General features: G+C 65.2%; 20 protein-coding genes. 7 read left to right on the forward strand and 13 right to left on the reverse strand.

The window, feature by feature from the left end; translation table 11 throughout:
• Positions 1–8 precede the first annotated feature (8 nt).
• The 4 genes from RDV64_RS11195 to fabA form a co-directional block, all read right to left on the reverse strand.
• Positions 9–689, reverse strand: a complete 681-nt coding sequence (locus RDV64_RS11195; RefSeq protein WP_309199338.1) for a phosphoribosylanthranilate isomerase — start codon at positions 687–689, stop codon at positions 9–11.
• Position 690: 1 nt separating this feature from the next.
• Positions 691–1,575 carry an enoyl-ACP reductase FabI gene (gene fabI, locus RDV64_RS11200; protein WP_309199339.1) on the reverse strand — a complete coding sequence of 295 codons (885 nt, stop codon included), beginning with the start codon at positions 1,573–1,575 and terminating at the stop codon, positions 691–693.
• Positions 1,568–2,788: a beta-ketoacyl-ACP synthase I gene (fabB, locus tag RDV64_RS11205; protein ID WP_309199340.1), complete on the reverse strand. Its 1,221-nt coding sequence runs from the start codon at positions 2,786–2,788 to the stop codon at positions 1,568–1,570. Before fabB ends, fabI begins: the two co-directional genes overlap by 8 nt.
• 81 nt (positions 2,789–2,869) lie before the next feature.
• Entirely contained in the window at positions 2,870–3,403 is a 534-nt protein-coding gene (gene fabA / locus RDV64_RS11210) for a 3-hydroxyacyl-[acyl-carrier-protein] dehydratase FabA (RefSeq protein WP_375143805.1), read from the reverse strand.
• A gap of 207 nt (positions 3,404–3,610) precedes the next feature.
• Here fabA and irrA point away from each other — a divergent pair, with 207 nt between their 5' ends.
• Positions 3,611–4,069, forward strand: coding sequence for an iron response transcriptional regulator IrrA (irrA, locus tag RDV64_RS11215; protein ID WP_375143806.1), 459 nt, complete (start codon positions 3,611–3,613; stop codon positions 4,067–4,069).
• A gap of 108 nt (positions 4,070–4,177) precedes the next feature.
• Here irrA and RDV64_RS11220 read toward each other — a convergent pair whose 3' ends face one another.
• Positions 4,178–4,696 (reverse strand): SH3 domain-containing protein, encoded by a 519-nt coding sequence (locus RDV64_RS11220; protein WP_309199341.1) that lies wholly within the window; start codon positions 4,694–4,696, stop codon positions 4,178–4,180.
• Positions 4,697–4,801: 105 nt separating this feature from the next.
• Here RDV64_RS11220 and RDV64_RS11225 point away from each other — a divergent pair, with 105 nt between their 5' ends.
• The 4 genes from RDV64_RS11225 to RDV64_RS11240 are packed head-to-tail and all read left to right on the forward strand — an operon-like array spanning position 4,802 to position 7,389.
• Entirely contained in the window at positions 4,802–5,812 is a 1,011-nt protein-coding gene (locus tag RDV64_RS11225; protein WP_309199342.1) for a D-glycerate dehydrogenase, read from the forward strand.
• Between the two features lie 58 nt (positions 5,813–5,870).
• Positions 5,871–6,422 (forward strand): AprI/Inh family metalloprotease inhibitor, encoded by a 552-nt coding sequence (locus RDV64_RS11230; protein ID WP_309199343.1) that lies wholly within the window; start codon positions 5,871–5,873, stop codon positions 6,420–6,422.
• Positions 6,423–6,427: 5 nt separating this feature from the next.
• Positions 6,428–6,835: a carboxymuconolactone decarboxylase family protein gene (locus RDV64_RS11235; protein WP_309199344.1), complete on the forward strand. Its 408-nt coding sequence runs from the start codon at positions 6,428–6,430 to the stop codon at positions 6,833–6,835.
• On the forward strand, positions 6,832–7,389 hold the full coding sequence (locus tag RDV64_RS11240) for a GNAT family N-acetyltransferase (protein WP_309199345.1): 558 nt from the start codon (positions 6,832–6,834) through the stop codon (positions 7,387–7,389). Before RDV64_RS11235 ends, RDV64_RS11240 begins: the two co-directional genes overlap by 4 nt.
• Positions 7,390–7,427: 38 nt before the next feature.
• Here the strand turns inward: RDV64_RS11240 and hslU are convergent, their stop codons facing one another.
• Entirely contained in the window at positions 7,428–8,732 is a 1,305-nt protein-coding gene (gene hslU, locus RDV64_RS11245) for an ATP-dependent protease ATPase subunit HslU (protein WP_309199346.1), read from the reverse strand.
• A gap of 106 nt (positions 8,733–8,838) precedes the next feature.
• On the opposite strand from hslU, the gene RDV64_RS11250 reads away from it, so the two are divergent.
• Positions 8,839–9,360 (forward strand): YetF domain-containing protein, encoded by a 522-nt coding sequence (locus RDV64_RS11250; RefSeq protein WP_309199347.1) that lies wholly within the window; start codon positions 8,839–8,841, stop codon positions 9,358–9,360.
• On the opposite strand, the gene hslV is transcribed toward RDV64_RS11250, so the two are convergent.
• Positions 9,361–9,909: an ATP-dependent protease subunit HslV gene (gene hslV, locus RDV64_RS11255; RefSeq protein WP_309199348.1), complete on the reverse strand. Its 549-nt coding sequence runs from the start codon at positions 9,907–9,909 to the stop codon at positions 9,361–9,363.
• A 141-nt stretch (positions 9,910–10,050) separates the two neighbouring features.
• Between hslV and RDV64_RS11260 the strand changes: the two genes are divergently transcribed.
• Positions 10,051–11,022 (forward strand): cation diffusion facilitator family transporter, encoded by a 972-nt coding sequence (locus RDV64_RS11260; protein WP_309199349.1) that lies wholly within the window; start codon positions 10,051–10,053, stop codon positions 11,020–11,022.
• A 24-nt stretch (positions 11,023–11,046) separates the two neighbouring features.
• Here RDV64_RS11260 and RDV64_RS11265 read toward each other — a convergent pair whose 3' ends face one another.
• From RDV64_RS11265 to RDV64_RS11290, 6 genes are all read right to left on the reverse strand, one after another.
• Positions 11,047–11,841, reverse strand: a complete 795-nt coding sequence (locus tag RDV64_RS11265) for a phospholipid methyltransferase (RefSeq protein ID WP_309199350.1) — start codon at positions 11,839–11,841, stop codon at positions 11,047–11,049.
• 35 nt (positions 11,842–11,876) lie between these two features.
• On the reverse strand, positions 11,877–13,022 hold the full coding sequence (gene dnaJ / locus RDV64_RS11270; RefSeq protein ID WP_309199351.1) for a molecular chaperone DnaJ: 1,146 nt from the start codon (positions 13,020–13,022) through the stop codon (positions 11,877–11,879).
• 13 nt (positions 13,023–13,035) lie between these two features.
• Complete coding sequence (locus RDV64_RS11275; protein ID WP_309199352.1) at positions 13,036–14,097, reverse strand: hypothetical protein; 1,062 nt, start codon at positions 14,095–14,097, stop codon at positions 13,036–13,038.
• Positions 14,098–14,113: 16 nt separating this feature from the next.
• Positions 14,114–16,027, reverse strand: coding sequence for a molecular chaperone DnaK (gene dnaK / locus RDV64_RS11280; RefSeq protein ID WP_309199353.1), 1,914 nt, complete (start codon positions 16,025–16,027; stop codon positions 14,114–14,116).
• 162 nt (positions 16,028–16,189) lie between these two features.
• The gene (locus RDV64_RS11285) at positions 16,190–17,620 is read right to left on the reverse strand and encodes a cytochrome b/b6 domain-containing protein (RefSeq protein WP_309199354.1); all 1,431 of its coding nucleotides are present in this window, start codon (positions 17,618–17,620) and stop codon (positions 16,190–16,192) included.
• Positions 17,621–17,647: 27 nt separating this feature from the next.
• Positions 17,648–18,262 (reverse strand): YceI family protein, encoded by a 615-nt coding sequence (locus tag RDV64_RS11290; protein ID WP_309199356.1) that lies wholly within the window; start codon positions 18,260–18,262, stop codon positions 17,648–17,650.
• Positions 18,263–18,366: the final 104 nt, after the last annotated feature.

The following is an 18,366-nucleotide window of genomic DNA, read 5'->3' on the forward strand; positions in this document are numbered from 1 at the left end:
CGACGTCTTTATCCCGCTGAAGCGCTGCCGCGCCGAACCGCGTCGATGAAGGCAACAATCCGGCCTGCATCCTTTTCGCCGTCAATCTCCACACCCGACGACACGTCAACCGCATAGGGCCGGACCGTGGCAACGGCGGTTGCGACATTTTCCGCCGTCAGACCGCCGGACAGCATGAATTGCCGCGCGCGGTCGATTTCGGTGAGGATCGACCAGTCGAATGCGGCGCCGTGGCCGCCGGGGCGGTCGGCCCCTTTGGGGGGCTTGGCGTCCAGCACGGGAAGGGCGTTGAACGTCGTGATAGCGGGGAGATCGGCCGCAGTCCCGATCCCGTGGGCCTTGGAGACGGGGAGGCGATATCGGGCGGCAATAGCGGTGGCCCGCTCGGGTGTTTCCTTGCCATGGAGCTGGATCGCGTCTGGCCTTGCGGTCTCCACCAACGTGTCCAGCGCGGCGTCCTCGGCATCGACCACAAGGGCGACGACCATCGCTGAGCCGCGCACGGCGTCTGCGACCGTGGCCGCGCCCGCAGCATCGAGGTGGCGGGGGCTCGGTGCAAAATGGACGACGCCGATCATGTCGGCACCGGCTTCGGCCGCGTGGACGGCCATCTGCGGGGTCCTGATCCCGCAGATCTTGATCAGCGGGACCGCGCGTGCAGCGGGCCAGCCGAACAGCGGCCCTGCCACCTCAGGCCTTGCCGGGGATCATGTCGGGCCGCACTTCCTCGACCTTTTCCTCGATGATTTCGCGCCGCTCCTCCGCCCGCAATTCATCGAGTTTGGGCATGGACATCACGTTGTAGCCGGAATCGACATAGTGAATTTCGCCGGTGACGCCTGACGAATAATCCGAGAGGAGGTAGGCAGACGCGCGGCCGATTTCCTCGATGTCCACGGTGCGTTCCAGCGGGGAGTGCTTGCGCTGGTAGTTGAACATCAGCCGCGCATCGGTGACGCCGGCCCCCGCAAGGGTGCGCACCGGGCCGGCCGAGATGGCGTTGACCCGCACGCCGCCTGCGCCGAAATCGGCGGCGAGATAGCGCACGGAGGATTCCAGCGCAGACTTCGCAACGCCCATCACGTTGTAGTTCGGCATGACCTTGACCGCGCCGCCGTAGGACAGCGTCAGCATTGCGCCGCCGTTGGGCATCAACGCTGCGGCACGCTTGGCCGCCTCGGTGAAGGAGAAGCACGAGATGACCATGGTGCGCGAGAAATTCTCACGCGTGGTGTCGGCGTAGCGGCCCTTCAGCTCGTTCTTGTCGGAAAATGCCACGGCGTGGACGAAAAAGTCGATGGAACCCCAGTGCTTTGCCGCGGCGTCGAACAGGTTGTCGACGGTGGCAAGGTCTTCCACGTCGCACCGTTCCAGAAAGGCGGCGTTCACCTGCGCCGCAAGCGGGCGGACGCGCTTGCCGAACTGGTCGTTCTGGTAGGTCAGGCCCAGCTCCGCGCCCTCGGCATGAAGCTGCCGGGCAATGCCCCAGGCGATGGAGTGGTCGTTCGCGATACCCATGACGATGCCGCGCTTGCCAGCAAGCAGGCCGGAGGATTTCAACATCGTCTCACCCATCGTAGCGCGCCAGAACCAGGCACGCGTTGGTGCCGCCGAAACCGAATGCGTTGGATAGCACGGTCTCAAGCTTCGCGTTGTCGCGGCGTTCCCGCAGGATCGGCATGCCGTCGAATTCGGGGTCGAGCTCGTCGATATGCGCCGAGGCGGCGATGAAGCCGTCGCGCATCATCAGAAGCGAGTAGATCGCCTCGTGGACACCGGCAGCGCCCTGCGCGTGGCCCGACAGTGCCTTGGTGGCGGAGATCGGCGGCACATTGTCGCCAAACACCTTGCGCACCGCCTCCATCTCGATCTTGTCGCCGATCGGCGTCGAGGTGGCGTGCGGGTTGATGTAGTCGATGGTGCGGCCACCGGCCTGCTCCAGCACCGCGGTCATGCAACGGAAGGCGCCCTCGCCGGAAGGGGCGACCATGTCGGCCCCATCGGAGGTGGCGGCATAGCCGACGATTTCGGCGATGATGTTCGCCCCGCGCGCCTTGGCGTGCTCCAGCTCTTCCAGAACCAGAACGCCGGCACCGCCTGCGATCACGAAGCCGTCGCGGTTCTTGTCGAACGGACGGGAGGCGATGGCCGGGGTGTCGTTATAGTGCGAGGACATGGCGCCCATGGCGTCGAACAGGACCGACAGCGTCCAGTCCAGCTCCTCGCAGCCGCCGGCGAACATGATGTCCTGCTTGCCGAGCTGGATCTGTTCGGCAGCGTGGCCGATGCACACGTTGGTGGTCGAGCAGGCGGCCGAGATGGAGTAGCTCGGCCCCTTGATCTTGAAGTGGGTGGAGAGCGTCGCCGATGCCGTCGAGCTCATCGCCTTGGGCACTGCAAACGGGCCGACGCGCTTGGGGCCCTTCTCGCGCGTGGTGTCGGCGGCTTCCACGATGGTGCGGGTGGAGGCGCCGCCCGAACCCATGATGAGGCCGGTTCGCTCGTTGCTGATGTCGTCGGGGCCGAGGCCAGCGTCGGCAATGGCCTGGTCCATCGCAACGTGGTTCCACGCGGTGCCGCCGCCGTGGAAGCGCATGGCGCGGCGGTCGACCAGCCCTGCGGGGTCAACCTGCGGGGCGCCATGGACCTGGCTGCGGAAACCGTGCTCGGCATAGGTGGGGGCGCGCACGATGCCGGAACGGCCCTCGAACAGCGACTTTGCCACCTCCTGCACGTCCCCGCCGAGCGGGGAGACAATGCCCATCCCGGTGACGACGACCCGTTTCATGAATTGCTCCTTCGCGCCGCCATGCCGGCCGCGCCGTATTTCTGGTGTGCGCAGGCTGAAAGCCAACCCGCGGACACTGCATTACGCAGCGTCCGACGTGTCCTTGAACAGCCCGACCTTGAGGTCTTCAGCCTTGTAGATGGTCTCGCCATCGGCCTTCAACCACCCGTCGGCGACGCCGAGCACCAGTTTGGAGCGCATCACGCGCTTGAGGTCGACGCCGTATTCGATGTGCTTCACCTTCGGCGTCACCATGCCGGAGAACTTGACCGATCCGGTTGAAAGCGCGCGGCCGCGGCCTTCTGCGCCCAGCCAGCCGAGGAAAAAGCCGGTCATCTGCCACAACGCGTCGAGGCCGAGACAGCCGGGCATCACCGGATCGCCCTGGAAATGGCAGGCGAAGAACCAGAGGTCCTCGCGCACTTCCATCTCGGCACGGATCTCGCCCTTGCCGTGCGGCCCGCCGTCGGCGGAGATGTGGCTGATCCGGTCGAACATCAGCATCGGCGGCAATGGCAGCTGCGCATTGCCGGGGCCGAACAGCTCGCCGCGCCCGCAGGCGAGGAGATCGTCGTACTCGTAGCGGGAACGTTGGTCGAAATTGGTCATGGCCATCAAATGGTAGGTTCGGAATGAGAGAGGGTGCCGGCCCGCGCGATACGTCCGCGTTTGGAACACTATCCGTGTCCTTATGGCCCTTTGCGGGGTGATGACAAGCCGCGAAGCCGGATGGTGTTGATGTGGGGCCTTCGAAAGGCTATCTATCCGGACGTTGCGCCCGATTGGGCGGAGTAATTTAGACTATTTGGGGCAAGACAGGCGATGGCAGTCTTTTTCACGCGCGAGACGGCAGACGGGGCAAAGGATGCGCGCCCGCCGCAGTTTGACGTGCGCGACATGCTCAAAACCGCAGGCCTGCGGCCGACCCGCCAGCGCGTTGCGCTCGGCGATCTGCTGTTTGCCCGCGGCGACCGGCATATCTCCGCCGAAGGCCTGCACGAAGAAGCCGTTGGCGCCCGCGTCCCGGTTTCGCTGGCGACCGTCTACAACACGCTGCACCAGTTCACCGAAGCCGGCCTGCTGCGCGAAATTGCGGTAGACGGGACGAAAACCTATTTCGACACCAACACCGACGATCACCACCACTTCTTCGACGAGACGTCCGGCACGGTAACCGACATTCCGGGTGACAGCCTGCACCTTTCGCGCATTCCCGAAGCGCCGACCGGCATGGAAATCTCCCGCGTCGACGTTGTGGTCCGGGTGCGCCCGCTCCGCTGACCGGTTCGCGCCGCTGGCATCGCCAGCGTCGCCAGACAACAAAAAACCCGGTGCGCCAGCCAGCGCACCGGGTTTTTTCATGCCCGTTTGCGGGCTGAATGCCGGGCGCTACTCGATCTTCTCACGCGGATAAACGCCCCAGAGGGTCGCCTGCGGCACAAAACCGCTCCATCCGCTGCCGGAAATCGTGCACCAGCCCTCCTCGCACTCATCCACGGCGGCCAGCACCAGCGGCTCCAGCAGGGCTGCGGTCTGCGCGCTCTCGCTCGCCTTCACGCGCAGTGCGATGGGCTCCGCGGCGCCCCAGGGCGCCACCAGCGCCGTACGGCGGCCGGACAGGAGCGAGTGGTGGACCCAGCCTTCCTCGCCCTCCGCGTCGCGCACGCGCCGCCAGTTGCCAAATTCGCGGACGATCTCCACCGGCAGGCCGGCTTTCAAAAAAGTCCACTTGATCTTGTATTTTACCGAAGGTCCCACGCGGACGTTGACCTTCGACGAGGAAAGGCTAACGAAACGGGGCAATGGGAAACCGCTCTCGCCGCCACGCTCCAGCGCTTCGGCGGCGAAGGCTGACGGCGCACAAAGCGCGATCATGAGGGCGAGGGCGATTGTCTTGAACGGGGTCATGGCGCTCTCAGAGGTTGGATTCTCGCATGGACTCTTATCGCTCTTTCGGGTTGCCTCATCGTTACCGATTTGCGAGCGAACCGCGCAAAAGGACCGGACGTGTCCATGAGTGAACTCGTCATCGTCACCCGCAAGCTGCCCGAGCCGGTGGAAGACCGGATGCGGCAGCTCTTCAACGTGCGCTTCAACGAGGCGGACCGGCCATTCAGCCAGGCCGAGCTGGTGGCCGCCGTGCGCGAAGCCGCCGTCGTCGTGCCGACCATCACCGACCGGATGGACGCCGGCGTTCTGGAACAGGCCGGACCCGCGCTGAAGCTGATCGCCAACTATGGCAACGGCGTCGACAACATTCACCTTCAGGCCGCGGCCGACCGCAGGATTGCCGTCACCAACACCCCCGGCGTCATGACGGACGACATGGCCGACATGACGATGGCGCTGATGCTGGCCCTGCCGCGCCGTCTGGTGGAAGGCTCGCGGATCATCGCCGAAGACCGCTTCGACGGCTGGTCGCCCACCTGGATGATGGGGCACAAGGTCTCCGGCAAGCGGCTCGGCATTGTGGGGATGGGGCGGATTGGCGCAGCCGTGGCGCGCCGGGCGCGTGCCTTCGGCATGTCGATCAACTACCACAACAGGGCACCGGCGGCTGCCAGCGTTGCCGAACCGCTCGGCGCCACCTATTGGGCAAGCCTCGACCAGATGCTGGCGCACATGGACATTGTCACCGTCCACTGCCCGCAGACGCCGGCAACCTATCACCTGCTTTCTGCGCGGCGTCTGCAACTCTTGCGTCCAGCGTGCATTCTTGTGAATACCGCTCGTGGTGACATCGTGGACGAAGTGGCCTTGATCCAGCGCCTTGAGGCGGGCGGGATCGCAGGCGCCGCACTCGACGTGTTCGCCCATGAACCGGCAATCGACGAACGGCTGATCCGGCTTCAGGACGAAGGCCGGGCGCTGATCGTGCCGCATATGGCATCAGCCACCGTCGAGGGGCGTATCGACATGGGCGAGAAGGTGATCATAAACATCCGCACGATGCTTGACGGGCACCAGCCGCCGGATCTGGTCTTGCCTTCCTTTGCCGGTGTTCACCGAACGGTAGCGGTTTAGTGCCTAGTCAATGTTCAGAATTGAATGGCGGCGTATGGCTTCGCCAGGGAGCGAAACGATGATGACCTTGTCTCAACGGCGAATCGGGACGCCGCTGATTGTGCTGGCGACCGGTTTGATGCTGTCCGGTTGCTTGAAGCGGGAACCGACCGTGGTGGCCCTGCCGCCGGCACCCACCGCACCGGTGCGCACCGCATCGCTGCCGCCGCCCGTCCAGCCGGCCCCCGTTGCCGAGGCGCCTGCGCCCATCTCGCCCGAGCCGCTGCCCGATCCGTCGCTTGCCACGACACCGCCCGTTGAAGTGGCGGCAGCCCCGGCCGCGCTCGAGGTCAGCCGTGCCGACCTTTCGGGCGCCTGGCGCCTTTCGGCTGGCGGATCGGCCTGCAAGATCAACTTCTCGCTGACGAGCTGGACTGGCGGCAACCGCGCCTCCACCCAGGGCTGCTCGAGCCCGCAGCTTGCCAACATCAGCGCGTGGGAGCTGAACGGCAACACGGTGACGCTGAAGACCGGCGACACCGCGCTTCCGGTGGCGTCGCTCCGCGCGACCCAGCCGCAGACCTTCAACGGGTCGACCACGGACGGCGCGCCGATCACCGTGTCCCGATGAGCCGGATGCCGCTTCTGCCGCCTGTCTCCGATGAGGCGGCCCCGGCCGAAGTGGCAGCCGTCTACGCCGACATCAGGGCGACGCGGGGCACGGAATTCATCAACAATTTCTGGCGCGTTCTCGCCAACGATCCGGCGCTTCTGGCGCGCACATGGACCGACCTCAAGGCCGTGATGGGGGAGGGCACGCTCGACCCCCTCACCAAGGAGCTGATCTACGTCGCAGTGTCGATCACCAACGGGTGCGACTATTGCATCGCCTCCCATAGCACCGCCGCGAAGGCCAGGGGCATGACACCGGAGATGCTGATGGAGCTCGTGAGCGTCGTCGGCATGGCGAACGAGACGAACCGTCTCGTCACCGGCCTTCAGGTGCCGGTGGACGATGCGTTCATGGGGCCGTTTCAGAAATGACAGAGTCGACAACCACGGCACACGAAACGGGCTGGCTCACGCGCCCGACCCTTTCCACCGAACGGCTGGTGCTGCGTGCGCCGGCGGCTCGCGATCGCGAGCCGCTGATCGCCCTGGCCGGATCGCCGGACGTGTCGCGCTGGCTCTCGCGGGTACCGCACCCATACACCGCCGCCGATGCCGACTATTTTCTTGCCGATGCGGCGGACGCGACAATCTGGGCGATTGCCGATGCTGGCAGCGACGCGCTGATGGGCACCATCGCGCTTCATCCGCTGGATCTTGCCGATGAGCCGGGCTCTGCCGAAATCGGCTACTGGCTGGGGATGCCCTATTGGGGCAACGGCTACGGGCTGGAGGCGGTCCGGCGGATTGTCGACCACGCCTTCGCGCATCCCGGCGTTCCGGCTGTGCGGGCCCGTTATGCCGGCGCCAACGCGCCCTCGGCGCGGATCCTGGCCAAGGTCGGGTTCACTCCCGTCACCGCGCCGATGATTGTGGGAGGGCCCGGCGGCTCCATGTGCGACACCGAGGTGGTCCTTTACCGGCCTTGAGTCTGCCGCGGCCACCGAAGCGGCCGCGGCGCGCCGCATTACAGGATGTAGCGCGACAGGTCGGCGTTCTTCGCAATCTCGGCGACATTCTTGCGCACATAGTCGCCGTCAACCACCAGCGTCTCGCCGCCGCGGTCGGTGGCGGTGAACGAGATGTCGTCCAGCACGCGCTCGATCACGGTCTGCAGCCGCCGGGCGCCGATGTTCTCGACGGTTGAGTTGATGTCCACCGCAATCTCCGCCAGCGCGTCGATCCCGTCCTCGGTGAACTCCAGCGTCACGTCCTCGGTGTTCATCAGCGCGCTTGACTGCTTGATCAGGCTGGCCTCCGTCTCCGTCAGGATGCGCACGAAGTCCGACTTGGTGAGCGGCTGCAGCTCCACGCGGATCGGCAACCGGCCCTGAAGCTCCGGCAGGAGGTCAGAGGGCTTTGACACATGGAACGCACCCGACGCGATGAAGAGGATGTGGTCGGTCTTCACCTGTCCGTGCTTGGTGGCAACCGTGGTGCCTTCCACCAAGGGCAGCAGGTCCCGCTGAACGCCTTCGCGCGAGACGTCGCCGCCGGCACGGTCGGAGCGGACGGTGATCTTGTCGATCTCGTCGAGGAAGACGATGCCGTTTTCCTCCACCTGCCTGACCGCTTCGCGGGTCAGCTTCTCGTCGTCCAGAAGCTTGTCGCTCTCTTCGGCAATCAGCAGCTCGTAGCTGTCCTTCACCGTGGTGCGGTGGGTCTTTTTCTGGCCGCCGAATGCCTTGCCGAACATTTCGCCGATGTTCATCATGCCCATGTTGCCGCCCGGCATTCCCGGAATTTCAAAATTGGGCATCTGCGGCGCAGCGGTGATCTCGATCTCGATTTCGCGCGTGTCGAGTTCACCCGAGCGCAGGCGCCTGGCGTAGCTTTCGCGGGTGCCGGGCGAGGCGTTCTTGCCCACCAGTGCGTCGACAACGCGTTCCTCGGCTGCCAGGTGGGCGGTGGCGCGCACGTCCTTGCGGCGCCGCTCGCGGATCTCGGCAATGCCGATCTCGACGAGATCGCGGATGATCTGCTCCACGTCGCGGCCCACGTAGCCGACCTCGGTGAACTTGGTGGCCTCGATCTTGATGAACGGGGCGTTGGCGAGCTTGGCGAGGCGACGGGAAATCTCCGTCTTGCCGACGCCCGTCGGGCCGATCATGAGGATATTCTTCGGCATCACCTCTTCGCGCAGGTCGTCCGGCAGCTGCTGGCGGCGCCAGCGGTTCCTGAGCGCAATGGCGACGGCGCGCTTCGCGTCCTTCTGGCCGATGATGTAGCGGTCCAGCTCGGACACGATCTCGCGCGGTGAGTATTCAGTCATTTTTCAGCCTTTCCGCCGGCGTGCCGAGGGCCACGCCGGGCGCCGCCCCGGACCGGGCACGGCAGTTAACAGTTGAACGATGCCGCCGCCTGCAACGTTGGCGACCATGGACATCTTTGAATTCAATCCCGAAGCGCTGCTTCAGATCGCCATTGCGGCGGTGGTCGGATACGCGGCTCTGGTCGCGATCCTGCGCATCAGCGGCAAGCGCACGCTCACCGACCTCAACGCGTTCGACTTCGTGGTCACCGTCGCGCTGGGTTCGATCCTCGGCAGCACCATCGTCTCGCCCTCCGTGCCGCTTGCCAACGGCATCGCGGCGATGCTGGTTCTGATCCTGTGCCAGTATCTGGTGGCGTTCGTCGTGGTCCGCTCAAAGACCGTGCGCGGCGTGGTGAAGGCCGAGCCGACGCTGATCGTCCACGAGGGCGAACTCCTGCAAGGCGCGATGAAGGACCAGCGCATCTCCGAGGCTGCCGTGCTGTCGGCCATCCGCAACGCCGGAAACGCCGACCTTGCCGACATCCACGCGGTGGTTGTGGAGACCAACGGTTCCCTCAGCGTCATCGGCAAGGCGCCCAACGCCAAGGGGCACGCTGTGGACGCCTCCACGCATCCGGGCGTGTAGTCAGCCTTCATCGAGCGTTTCGACGATGAGGCTGGTGTTGGTGTAGACGCAGATGTCGGCGGCGATGCCCATCGCCTTGCGGGCGATCTCTTCGGCGCCGAGGTCCATGTCCATCAGGGCGCGGGCGGCCGACAGGGCAAACATGCCGCCCGACCCGATGGCAGCGCAGCCGTGCTCGGGCTGGAGCACGTCGCCGTTGCCGGTGATCACCAGCGTTTCGTCCTTGTCGGCGACGATCATCATCGCTTCCAGATGGCGCAGATAACGGTCCGTCCGCCAGTCCTTGGCAAGTTCCACGGCGGCGCGCATCAGCTGGCCGGAGTGGGTCTCGAGCTTTGCTTCGAGGCGCTCCAGCAGGGTGAAGGCATCGGCGGTGGCGCCGGCAAAACCGGCAATCACGCCGCCCTTGCCAAGCGGGCGGACCTTGCGGGCGCTGCCCTTGATGACGGTCTGCCCCATGGTGACCTGGCCGTCACCGGCGATCACGACCTTGCCGCCCTTGCGCACGGTCAGGATCGTGGTGCCGTGCCAGGATTGTTCGCTACTCATGTGTCATTCTCAAAGTCCAAGTGTTACTCGTCACATATGGTTTGATCGCGAGGCCGCGCAACGCGGGAGCGCGGCGATTGCGGGCGCGGCACTCCGTCCCGCAGCGTTCGCCGACCGCCGGAGCGGTCCATCGGAGTAAGCATGGGACACGGCCACCACCACCATCACGTTGACCCCGAAAGCGGCGACCGCCGTGTGATTTTCGCGGTTCTGGTCAACGTTCTCCTGACCGTGGCGCAGGTCATCGGCGGACTGTTTTCAGGCAGCCTCTCGCTGATTGCCGATGCGCTTCACAATCTTTCCGATGCTGCGGCTCTGGGCATCGCCTTCGTCGCCCGCAAGATTGCCCGCCGTCCCGCCAACGAGACGATGACCTTCGGCTACCAGCGCGCCGAGGTGGTCGCCGCGCTGATCAATTACACGACGCTCATCATCCTCTCGATCTTCCTTGCCTACGAGGCGGTGATGCGGATGTTCGAGCCGGAGCCGGTGGCAGGCTGGATCATCGTGATCGTCGCGGGGATTGCGCTGGTGATCGACCTTGCGACCGCGCTCCTGACCTACTCCATGTCCAAGAGCAGCGTGAACATTCGTGCCGCCTTCCTGCACAATGTTGCCGATGCGCTGGGGTCCGTGGCGGTGATCATTGCCGGCACGCTGGTGATTCTGTTCAACTGGACCATCGTCGATCCGCTGATGACGCTGCTGATTGCCGGCTACATCTTCTGGATGGCGATTGCCGAGGTGGGCGACGTGGTGCGCATTTTGATGCTGGGGAGCCCCCCCGGCATCGAGCCGCAGGCTGTGGTCGCGGCCGTGCAGGGGGTGGACGGCGTGACGGACATCCACCACGCGCACCTCTGGCAGATCAACGAGCACGACAATGCGCTCGATGCGCACATCGTGATCGCGGAAGGCGCATGGGCGGAGGCAGACGGCATCAAGGCCGCGGTGAAGGCGATGCTGCACGAGAAGTTCGAGATCGGGCATTCGACGTTGGAGATCGAATGCGCCAATCACGCCTGCGTGGAGACGCCGGTGTTCGGCGATGGCGCCCACGGCGGGCACGACCACGCGCACGCGCAAGGCAAGCACGCCGGCCAAGCCCACTGAGGCGCGGCCGGCCGGGCCGGTGGATCAGGCGGCAGCAGCCAGCGGGGCGGCGGCGCGGTAGAGCCAGACCCGCGCGGGCGGCAAGTTGGCCAGCACCCAGCGGGTGGACGAGATGGTGGTGCCCACCACGCCTTTCACGGGCGCGGACAGCATGTAGCTGAACTGGATGAACGGCGCGCCGCACGGCATCCGCGCAATGGCCTCAGACAGGAGCGCCTGGCGCTCCGGCAGGGGGCGCGACACCAGCGGCAGGCCCGAAATCACCGACGCGACGGGCGGGTCGCCAAGTTCTTCCATCACCGACGGAAGGTCGTAGGCATTGCCGTTGACGATCTTCACACCGGGAAAGCGCTGCGCAAGCAGGGTACAGAAGTCGGGCGAAAATTCGATCAGCACCAGACGGGAGGGGTCGATGCCGCGGTCGATCATCGCCTGCGTCACGGTGCCGGTGCCCGGACCCAGTTCCACGACCACGCCCGGCCGGTCGACCTCAACGAACTCCGCCATCAGCCGGCAAAGCTCCTGGCTGGAAGGGGCGACGGCGCCGACGCGCAAGGGGCTGGACGCCCAGTTGCGCAAGAAGCGTCCTTCGTCCGACAGGCGGCCTCTGACGCGCCTGATGCGTGCACGGGCAGACCCGGTGGGGCCCATGGCATCTTCGGCGCGGCGCGCGACCGCACGCAGCTCTTCCAGAAGGCGAACGTCGTGGCGGCGCTCTGATCCGTCAATGCCGATGGCTCTCATGGCCTTGCGGCTGCGAATCTCGTCACTCAGCTTCGTCTGAAGCTCGCGGGCGCGTTGGCGGGCCAAATTAATCATTCATGCGCTCCGGTGCGCTTTTTCAGCGCTGCTTATCATTGGCTCAGGTTGTCGAAAAATTCTTTCGCGCGAGAAAAGAAACCGTGACTCTCCGGATGGTTCTCATTGGAGGACAATGACTCGAACTCGGTGAGCAGCTCGCGCTGACGCCGCGAAAGATTTTGCGGGGTCTCCACCGCAACCTGGATGTACATGTCGCCGAACTGTGACGACCGCATGACAGGCATGCCCTTGCCGCGCAGCCGGAACTGCCGGCCGGTCTGCGTCGCCTCCGGGATCTTTACCTTGGCCTTCTCACCGTCGATGGACGGCACCTCGATGCTGCCGCCCAGCGCGGCGCGCGCCATGGAGATCGGCACGCGGCAATAAAGGTCCGCCCCGTCACGCTGGAAGAAGTCGTGCGCAGCGAGAGACAGGAAGATGTAGAGGTCGCCCGCAGGGCCGCCCATCAGCCCGGCTTCGCCTTCGGCGGCAAGCCGGATGCGGGTGCCATCCTCAATGCCGGCGGGAATGTTGACCGACAGGTCACGCTCGCGCTGGACGCGGCCGTTGCCGCCGCAGTTGGTGCAGGGGTCGCGCACCACCTGGCCGCGGCCCTGGCAGGTGACGCAGGTGCGCTCCAGCGTGAAGAAACCCTGCGCAACGCGGATGCGGCCGGAACCGGAACACGTCGAGCAGGTGACGGGCTCGGTGCCCGGCTTGGCGCCGGAGCCTTCGCACACCTCGCAGGTGGACGAGGAGGGCACGGTGATCTCCACCGTCTTCCCGGCGAACGCATCTTCCAGCGAGATTTCGAGATTGTAGCGCAGGTCCGCCCCGCGCGCGCGGCCGCCGCCTCCGCCACCACGCGACTGCCGTCCGCCGAACACTTCTTCGAAGATGTCCGACATGGTGGATGCGAAATCGTTGCCAAAGCCTGCGCCGCCGGGGCCCGCACCGCGTCCGCCTTCAAAGGCGGCGTGGCCGAACCGGTCGTAAGCGGAGCGCTTTTGCGGCTCGCGCAGGACCTCGTAGGCCTCCGACACTTCCTTGAATTTCACTTCCGCCGTCGCGTCGCCCTGATTGCGGTCCGGATGGTACTGCATGGCGAGCTTGCGGTAGGCGGATTTCAGCGTCTTATCGTCCGCGGTGCGGATGACGCCGAGAACTTCATAATAGTCGCGTTTCTGTGATGTGGCCATAACGTGTTCTTGGCTAGCTCCGGCGCAGCTTTGTCAAGCGCCCGAGGGCACTGTGACGTGCGGGTTTGGAGGATTGCGGCATGTTTTTCTCAACATGCAACCTGAGGTGACGGTCCAGTTCCGGCACCAGGATGCGCAATTGGGGAAGCTTTTCGGGCGGCACGGGCGTGTCGAACCTGATGTCGAAACCGCAGATGCCGGTTTCATGCCGGCCCGCGTCCACAAGGTCGCCCCGCTTGATATTGGCACTCTGGCGCCCGAGGCAGCGGTCGCCGAGGTGGATCTCGACGGAGAGTGCCGCGTGCGGGTCCATCAGGTCGGCGACCCAGCCGCGAACACCGTCCGGCTCAACCGTGTCGGTCCAGCCGAGCAGCCGGCTCGTTTGCCGGTAGCCGCCATTCGGCAGCACGAATTGCCGGGCGAGGGCCTTCATTTCGTCGGTGACGGGCATGTTGAGGAAGGCCGCAAACTGGTTGAGCATGGCTTCGCCGTCGCCACCGTGGTCCTCGAAGGAGAAGGCGAGAAGCGGGTGTTTCGTTCGTGCTGCAAACCAGGCGTAACAGGTCTGCAGGGCGGTGGTCCGCCATAGGCTCGCCGGCCACGGCTTGCCGGTCCAGCGTTCGGCGCTGATGCTGGCCGACAGCGGATTGCGCATCACCATCACATAGGCCGGGTTCGGCAGCGCGCTTTCCAGCGCCCACATGGTCGGGCCGATGAACGGCGCCTTGAAGCCGAACAGCCCCCAGCGCGTGCGTTCTTCTTCAACGTAGCGGCGGAGGCTTCCGCGTGCGGACGGCAGGCGCCAGAATCTGAAGCCTGCGCCCAGCCGCTTGATGATGCGGTTGATATCCCTGTCCTCGCCGCGGGTGTTGACGTTCTCGCCAAAGTCCACGCCGAGGATCTGGAGGATGCCAACGGTGACGGACGTGCCGCTGCGCGGCGCGCCCAGCACCACCACCGTCGGTGCATTCTCGCCGTCAGGCGAACCGCAGGGTTCGTTGCGGGTCAGAAACGGACGAGAGGCGGGCGCCGTCTCCGGTACCCGCCCCTCGGTCTTGTCGTGGTTGGCCCGCACGGCGCTGCCGCGAGGGTTACGCGGAGCGCTTCTGGTCGTCGTCGCGGACTTCCTCGAAGTCAGCATCGACCACGTCGTCCTGCGCGGGGCTGTCGCCACCGTTGTCGCCATCGTCGCCGCCAGCCTGGCCGGCGTTGTACATGGCTTCACCAAGCTTCATGGATGCCTGCGCAAGCGCCTGCGTCTTGGCTTCGATGGCAGCAACGTCCTCGCTTTCCAGCGCGGTCTTCAGTTCGGCAACGGCGGCTTCCACCGTGGACTTGTCGCCCTCGGCAATCTTGTCGCCGTTTTCGGACAGCATCTTCTCCGTGGAGTGGATCAGTGCCTCGGCCTGGTTCTTGGCTTCCACCGTGGCGCGACGCTTCTTGTCGTCCTCGGCGTGGCTTTCGGCGTCTTTCACCATCTGGTCGATGTCGGAGTCCGACAAACCGCCGGAGGCCTGGATCTTGATCTGCTGTTCCTTGCCGGTGCCCTTGTCCTTGGCCGACACGTTGACGATGCCGTTGGCGTCGATGTCGAACGTGACCTCGATCTGCGGCACGCCGCGCGGTGCGGGCGGAATGCCGAGCAAGTCGAACTGGCCCAGCATCTTGTTGTCGGACGCCATCTCGCGCTCACCCTGCGCAACGCGGATGGTCACCGCGTTCTGCCCGTCCTCGGCCGTGGAGAACACCTGGCTCTTCTTGGTCGGGATGGTTGTGTTGCGGTCGATCAGGCGGGTGAACACGCCGCCCAGCGTCTCGATGCCCAGCGAAAGCGGGGTCACGTCGAGCAGAAGAACGTCCTTCACGTCGCCAGCCAGCACGCCGCCCTGGATCGCAGCGCCGATGGCAACCACTTCGTCCGGGTTGACGCCCTTGTGGGGCTCCTTGCCGAAGAACTGCTTCACGGCTTCCTGGATCTTCGGCATACGCGTCATGCCGCCGACGAGAACCACCTCGTCGATCTGGCCAGCGTTGAGCTCGGCATCCTTCAGCGCCGCGCGGCAAGGCGCGATCGTGCGCTCCACCAGGTCCGCCACAAGGCTTTCGAGCTTGGCGCGCGACAGCTTCATGGTCAGGTGCTTGGGACCCGACGCATCGGCGGTGATGAACGGCAGGTTGATCTCGGTCTGCGTCGCGGACGACAGCTCGATCTTGGCCTTTTCAGCCGCTTCCTTCATCCGCTGCAGGGCGAGCTTGTCCTTGCGCAGGTCGATGCCCTGCTCTTTCTTGAACTCGTCCGCGATGTAGTCGAGAATCCGGATGTCGAAGTCTTCGCCGCCGAGGAAGGTGTCGCCGTTGGTGGACTTCACCTCGAAGACGCCGTCGCCGATTTCCAGCACCGACACGTCGAACGTGCCGCCGCCAAGGTCGTAGACCGCGATGGTCTTGCCGTCGCGCTTGTCGAGACCGTAGGCGAGCGCAGCCGCGGTCGGCTCGTTGATGATCCGCATCACCTCGAGGCCGGCGATCTTGCCGGCGTCCTTGGTGGCCTGGCGCTGGCTGTCGTTGAAGTAGGCCGGCACCGTGATGACCGCCTTCTCCACCGTCTCGCCGAGATAGGCCTCAGCGGTTTCCTTCATCTTCTGAAGGATGAACGCCGAAATCTGCGAGGCGCTGTAGCCCTTGCCCTGTGCTTCCACCCACGCATCGCCGTTGTCGGCCTTGACGATCTTGTAGGGGACGAGGTCCTTGTCCTTCTGCGCGGTCGGGTCGTCGTAACGACGGCCGATCAGGCGCTTGACGGCAAAGAGGGTGTTCTCGGGATTGGTGACGGCCTGGCGCTTGGCGGGCTGGCCGACAAGGCGTTCGCCGTCTTCGGTGAATGCGACCATCGAGGGGGTGGTGCGCATCCCTTCGGCGTTCTCGATCACCTTGGCGTTCTTGCCGTCCATCACGGCGACGCACGAGTTGGTCGTGCCCAAGTCAATGCCGATGACTTTGCTCATGGAAGCTCCTTCTGTGGCGGACCGGCGGGGCCCGTTACGGCGCCCCTTGGTGGCAAACCGGTCCCCGGTTCGCTTGTGTTGTGAAAGGGGGCCGGCAAGCGACCCCTACAACCGGCACATATAATCGCAGAACACGGGCGTACAAGTCGCAAGACGTGTCGGTTAACGGCCGATTGCGTCCGATGCCGCGTCAGCGCGCTTTGCAACGAGGCGCAACTGCACCTCCACATCGGGTCCGAGTGCAGCGCCCAGGCTCGATGCTTCGCCAAAGCCGAATGCCTCGCGGGTGAGGCGGGCTGTGCCTTCCGCAATCGTGTTGTCGCCCGACGGGGTGAGCGTGAATGGCAGGTCTACCGGAGCGTCCACGCCGCGTAGTGACAGCGTGCCGCGGGCGAGGAACCCCCCGTCAGCATTTTTTTCGATGGTCGCGGCCCGGAACTCGGCAGTGGCCGCCTTGGCGGTATCGAGCCCGTCGGCGCCCTTGATCTGCGTCAGCGTCAGGCTGCCTTCGCCGGGGGCGACGCTTTCAAGATCGACGGTGGCACTGATGGACGAGGCGGCGAGGTTGTTCTCGTCGAACCGCACCTCGGCGGTGAAGTCGGGCAGCGTGCCGGTGATGCGGTTGTCCTGGTAGATGAATGCGTAGCCGAGGGTGCTGGCTGACGTGTCTATCGTCCATAGCGGGGCAGTGCCGGCCGGCGCAGTCTCTGCCGCCGGGGCGGTGCCGGCTGCCGGGGTGCTGTCGGCCGCCGGGGCGGCATCCGGTGCGGCGGCGGCAATTGCCACCGGCGTTTCCGCTGCGGTCATAGCGCCGGAGCCCAGCACGGCCGCCTGATCGGGCGATACGGAGGTTGTGGCCGCCGTCGCGGCGGGCTCGTTGCCGGCGACCCAGTCGTCGCCATAGCGGGACCAGGCTGCCGCGCCCACAATGGCGCCGAAGAAGATGACCATCGTCAGCCAGGTCACGGCATGGCCATAGGAGTTGCGCGGCCCGTCGCCCCCCGCAAAGGGGGACATGCGCGTCAGAAAATTCCCGTCTGCAATATGGTGCTTGATGGCGCCGGCCGCGTGGAGAACCAGCAGTGCGCCCGTGGAGTAGGCAAGGAAGCCGTGGACCTCTTCGCTGGCCTCGTTAAGCACGTCGCGGCTGCCTTCGGAGAGGGCGCCCACGAGCGGCAGGTCCGGCCAGGGCAGCCAGTTCTGAAAGAAAAGCACGGTTTCGACGCGGATCGACGAGACAGAAATGATCAGCCAGCCGGAAAGCGGGATGATGAGGAGAAGCGCGTAAAACAGGATGTGCACCCAGTGGGCGACAATCCCCTCCCGTCGGCCGACTGATTCCGGCTCCGCGGGCGGCGGGTTGAAGAGGCGCCACATGATGCGGCCGACCGTCAGCACCAAAATGGTGATGCCGAGCGATTTGTGCATCTGAAACAGGTCGTATTGCTGTGCGCTGCCGCGTTCCAGAATGTCGTTCATGGCGTAGCCGCCGACAATCTGCGCGACGATGAAGAGCGCGATCGTCCAGTGCAGGATGATCGCGCCCATCGTGTAACGCGAGGCGCGGAAGGGTAACTCGGCTGTGGTGGTCATGGTCGCGTCAACCTTCCGCTGTTCGCACTATTCCTTGTAGGCGAATTCGCCCTGGATCTCGATGGTCACGTCCGTGCCAACGGGGCCGGCGAGGGTGTTGATGCCGTACATGGTGCGGTCGATCACGCCAGTTGCGGTCACGCCGATGTGGGGCGCGCCGGACATGGGGTTGTCCCCGGCACCATTCAGCGTGGTTTCCAGCACCAGCGGGTGGGTCTGGTTGTTCAAGGTGAGGTTGCCGGTGATGTTCGCAGTGTTCTCGCCGGTCACTTCGATGCCGGTGGACTCGAACGTCGCGACCGGCGTTGCCGGGGCGTTCAGGAACATGTCGGAGGCGATTTCCTGGTCGAAATCGATGCTGCGCGGATCGAATTCGATGGTGTGCCCTGTCAGAACTTCGTTCACATCGACGCTGGCGGTGAGCGATGATTTGGCGACATCATCGGCGTCGAGCGTGATCGTCGCATCAATGCCGGCGCGCTCGAACATGGCGGTGTAGGTGGAAAAACCGAGGTGATTGATCTTCCACACCACCGAGGCGTGCGTCTTGTCCAGAACGTAGGTGCCCGACGGGACGTCGAGGGACTCGGCGGCGGCCGGGAGGGCAAACGCGATGGCGGCTGCGGCGATGAATGTGCGCATAGAACATTTCCATTTCAAATTAGGCGCCATAGCAACTATGGCGGGTCTGCGCCGCATTTAAGGGGTTGGCGCTCGATTGCAACGGATTTTCGCGTTGAACGAAT

Source organism: Acuticoccus sp. MNP-M23 (assembly GCF_031195445.1).
GTDB lineage: Bacteria > Pseudomonadota > Alphaproteobacteria > Rhizobiales > Amorphaceae > Acuticoccus.

Coding starts and splice junctions, on each gene's coding strand:
- fabI (WP_309199339.1), bottom strand. CDS start 1,575: ATGGGTGAGACGATGTTGAAATCCTCCGGCCTGCTTGCTGGCAAGCGC.
- fabB (WP_309199340.1), bottom strand. CDS start 2,788: ATGAAACGGGTCGTCGTCACCGGGATGGGCATTGTCTCCCCGCTCGGC.
- fabA (WP_375143805.1), bottom strand. CDS start 3,403: ATGGCCATGACCAATTTCGACCAACGTTCCCGCTACGAGTACGACGAT.
- irrA (WP_375143806.1), top strand. CDS start 3,611: ATGGCAGTCTTTTTCACGCGCGAGACGGCAGACGGGGCAAAGGATGCG.
- RDV64_RS11220 (WP_309199341.1), bottom strand. CDS start 4,696: ATGACCCCGTTCAAGACAATCGCCCTCGCCCTCATGATCGCGCTTTGT.
- RDV64_RS11225 (WP_309199342.1), top strand. CDS start 4,802: ATGAGTGAACTCGTCATCGTCACCCGCAAGCTGCCCGAGCCGGTGGAA.
- RDV64_RS11230 (WP_309199343.1), top strand. CDS start 5,871: ATGATGACCTTGTCTCAACGGCGAATCGGGACGCCGCTGATTGTGCTG.
- RDV64_RS11235 (WP_309199344.1), top strand. CDS start 6,428: ATGCCGCTTCTGCCGCCTGTCTCCGATGAGGCGGCCCCGGCCGAAGTG.
- RDV64_RS11240 (WP_309199345.1), top strand. CDS start 6,832: ATGACAGAGTCGACAACCACGGCACACGAAACGGGCTGGCTCACGCGC.
- hslU (WP_309199346.1), bottom strand. CDS start 8,732: ATGACTGAATACTCACCGCGCGAGATCGTGTCCGAGCTGGACCGCTAC.
- RDV64_RS11250 (WP_309199347.1), top strand. CDS start 8,839: ATGGACATCTTTGAATTCAATCCCGAAGCGCTGCTTCAGATCGCCATT.
- hslV (WP_309199348.1), bottom strand. CDS start 9,909: ATGAGTAGCGAACAATCCTGGCACGGCACCACGATCCTGACCGTGCGC.
- RDV64_RS11260 (WP_309199349.1), top strand. CDS start 10,051: ATGGGACACGGCCACCACCACCATCACGTTGACCCCGAAAGCGGCGAC.
- RDV64_RS11265 (WP_309199350.1), bottom strand. CDS start 11,841: ATGATTAATTTGGCCCGCCAACGCGCCCGCGAGCTTCAGACGAAGCTG.
- dnaJ (WP_309199351.1), bottom strand. CDS start 13,022: ATGGCCACATCACAGAAACGCGACTATTATGAAGTTCTCGGCGTCATC.
- dnaK (WP_309199353.1), bottom strand. CDS start 16,027: ATGAGCAAAGTCATCGGCATTGACTTGGGCACGACCAACTCGTGCGTC.
- RDV64_RS11285 (WP_309199354.1), bottom strand. CDS start 17,620: ATGACCACCACAGCCGAGTTACCCTTCCGCGCCTCGCGTTACACGATG.
- RDV64_RS11290 (WP_309199356.1), bottom strand. CDS start 18,262: ATGCGCACATTCATCGCCGCAGCCGCCATCGCGTTTGCCCTCCCGGCC.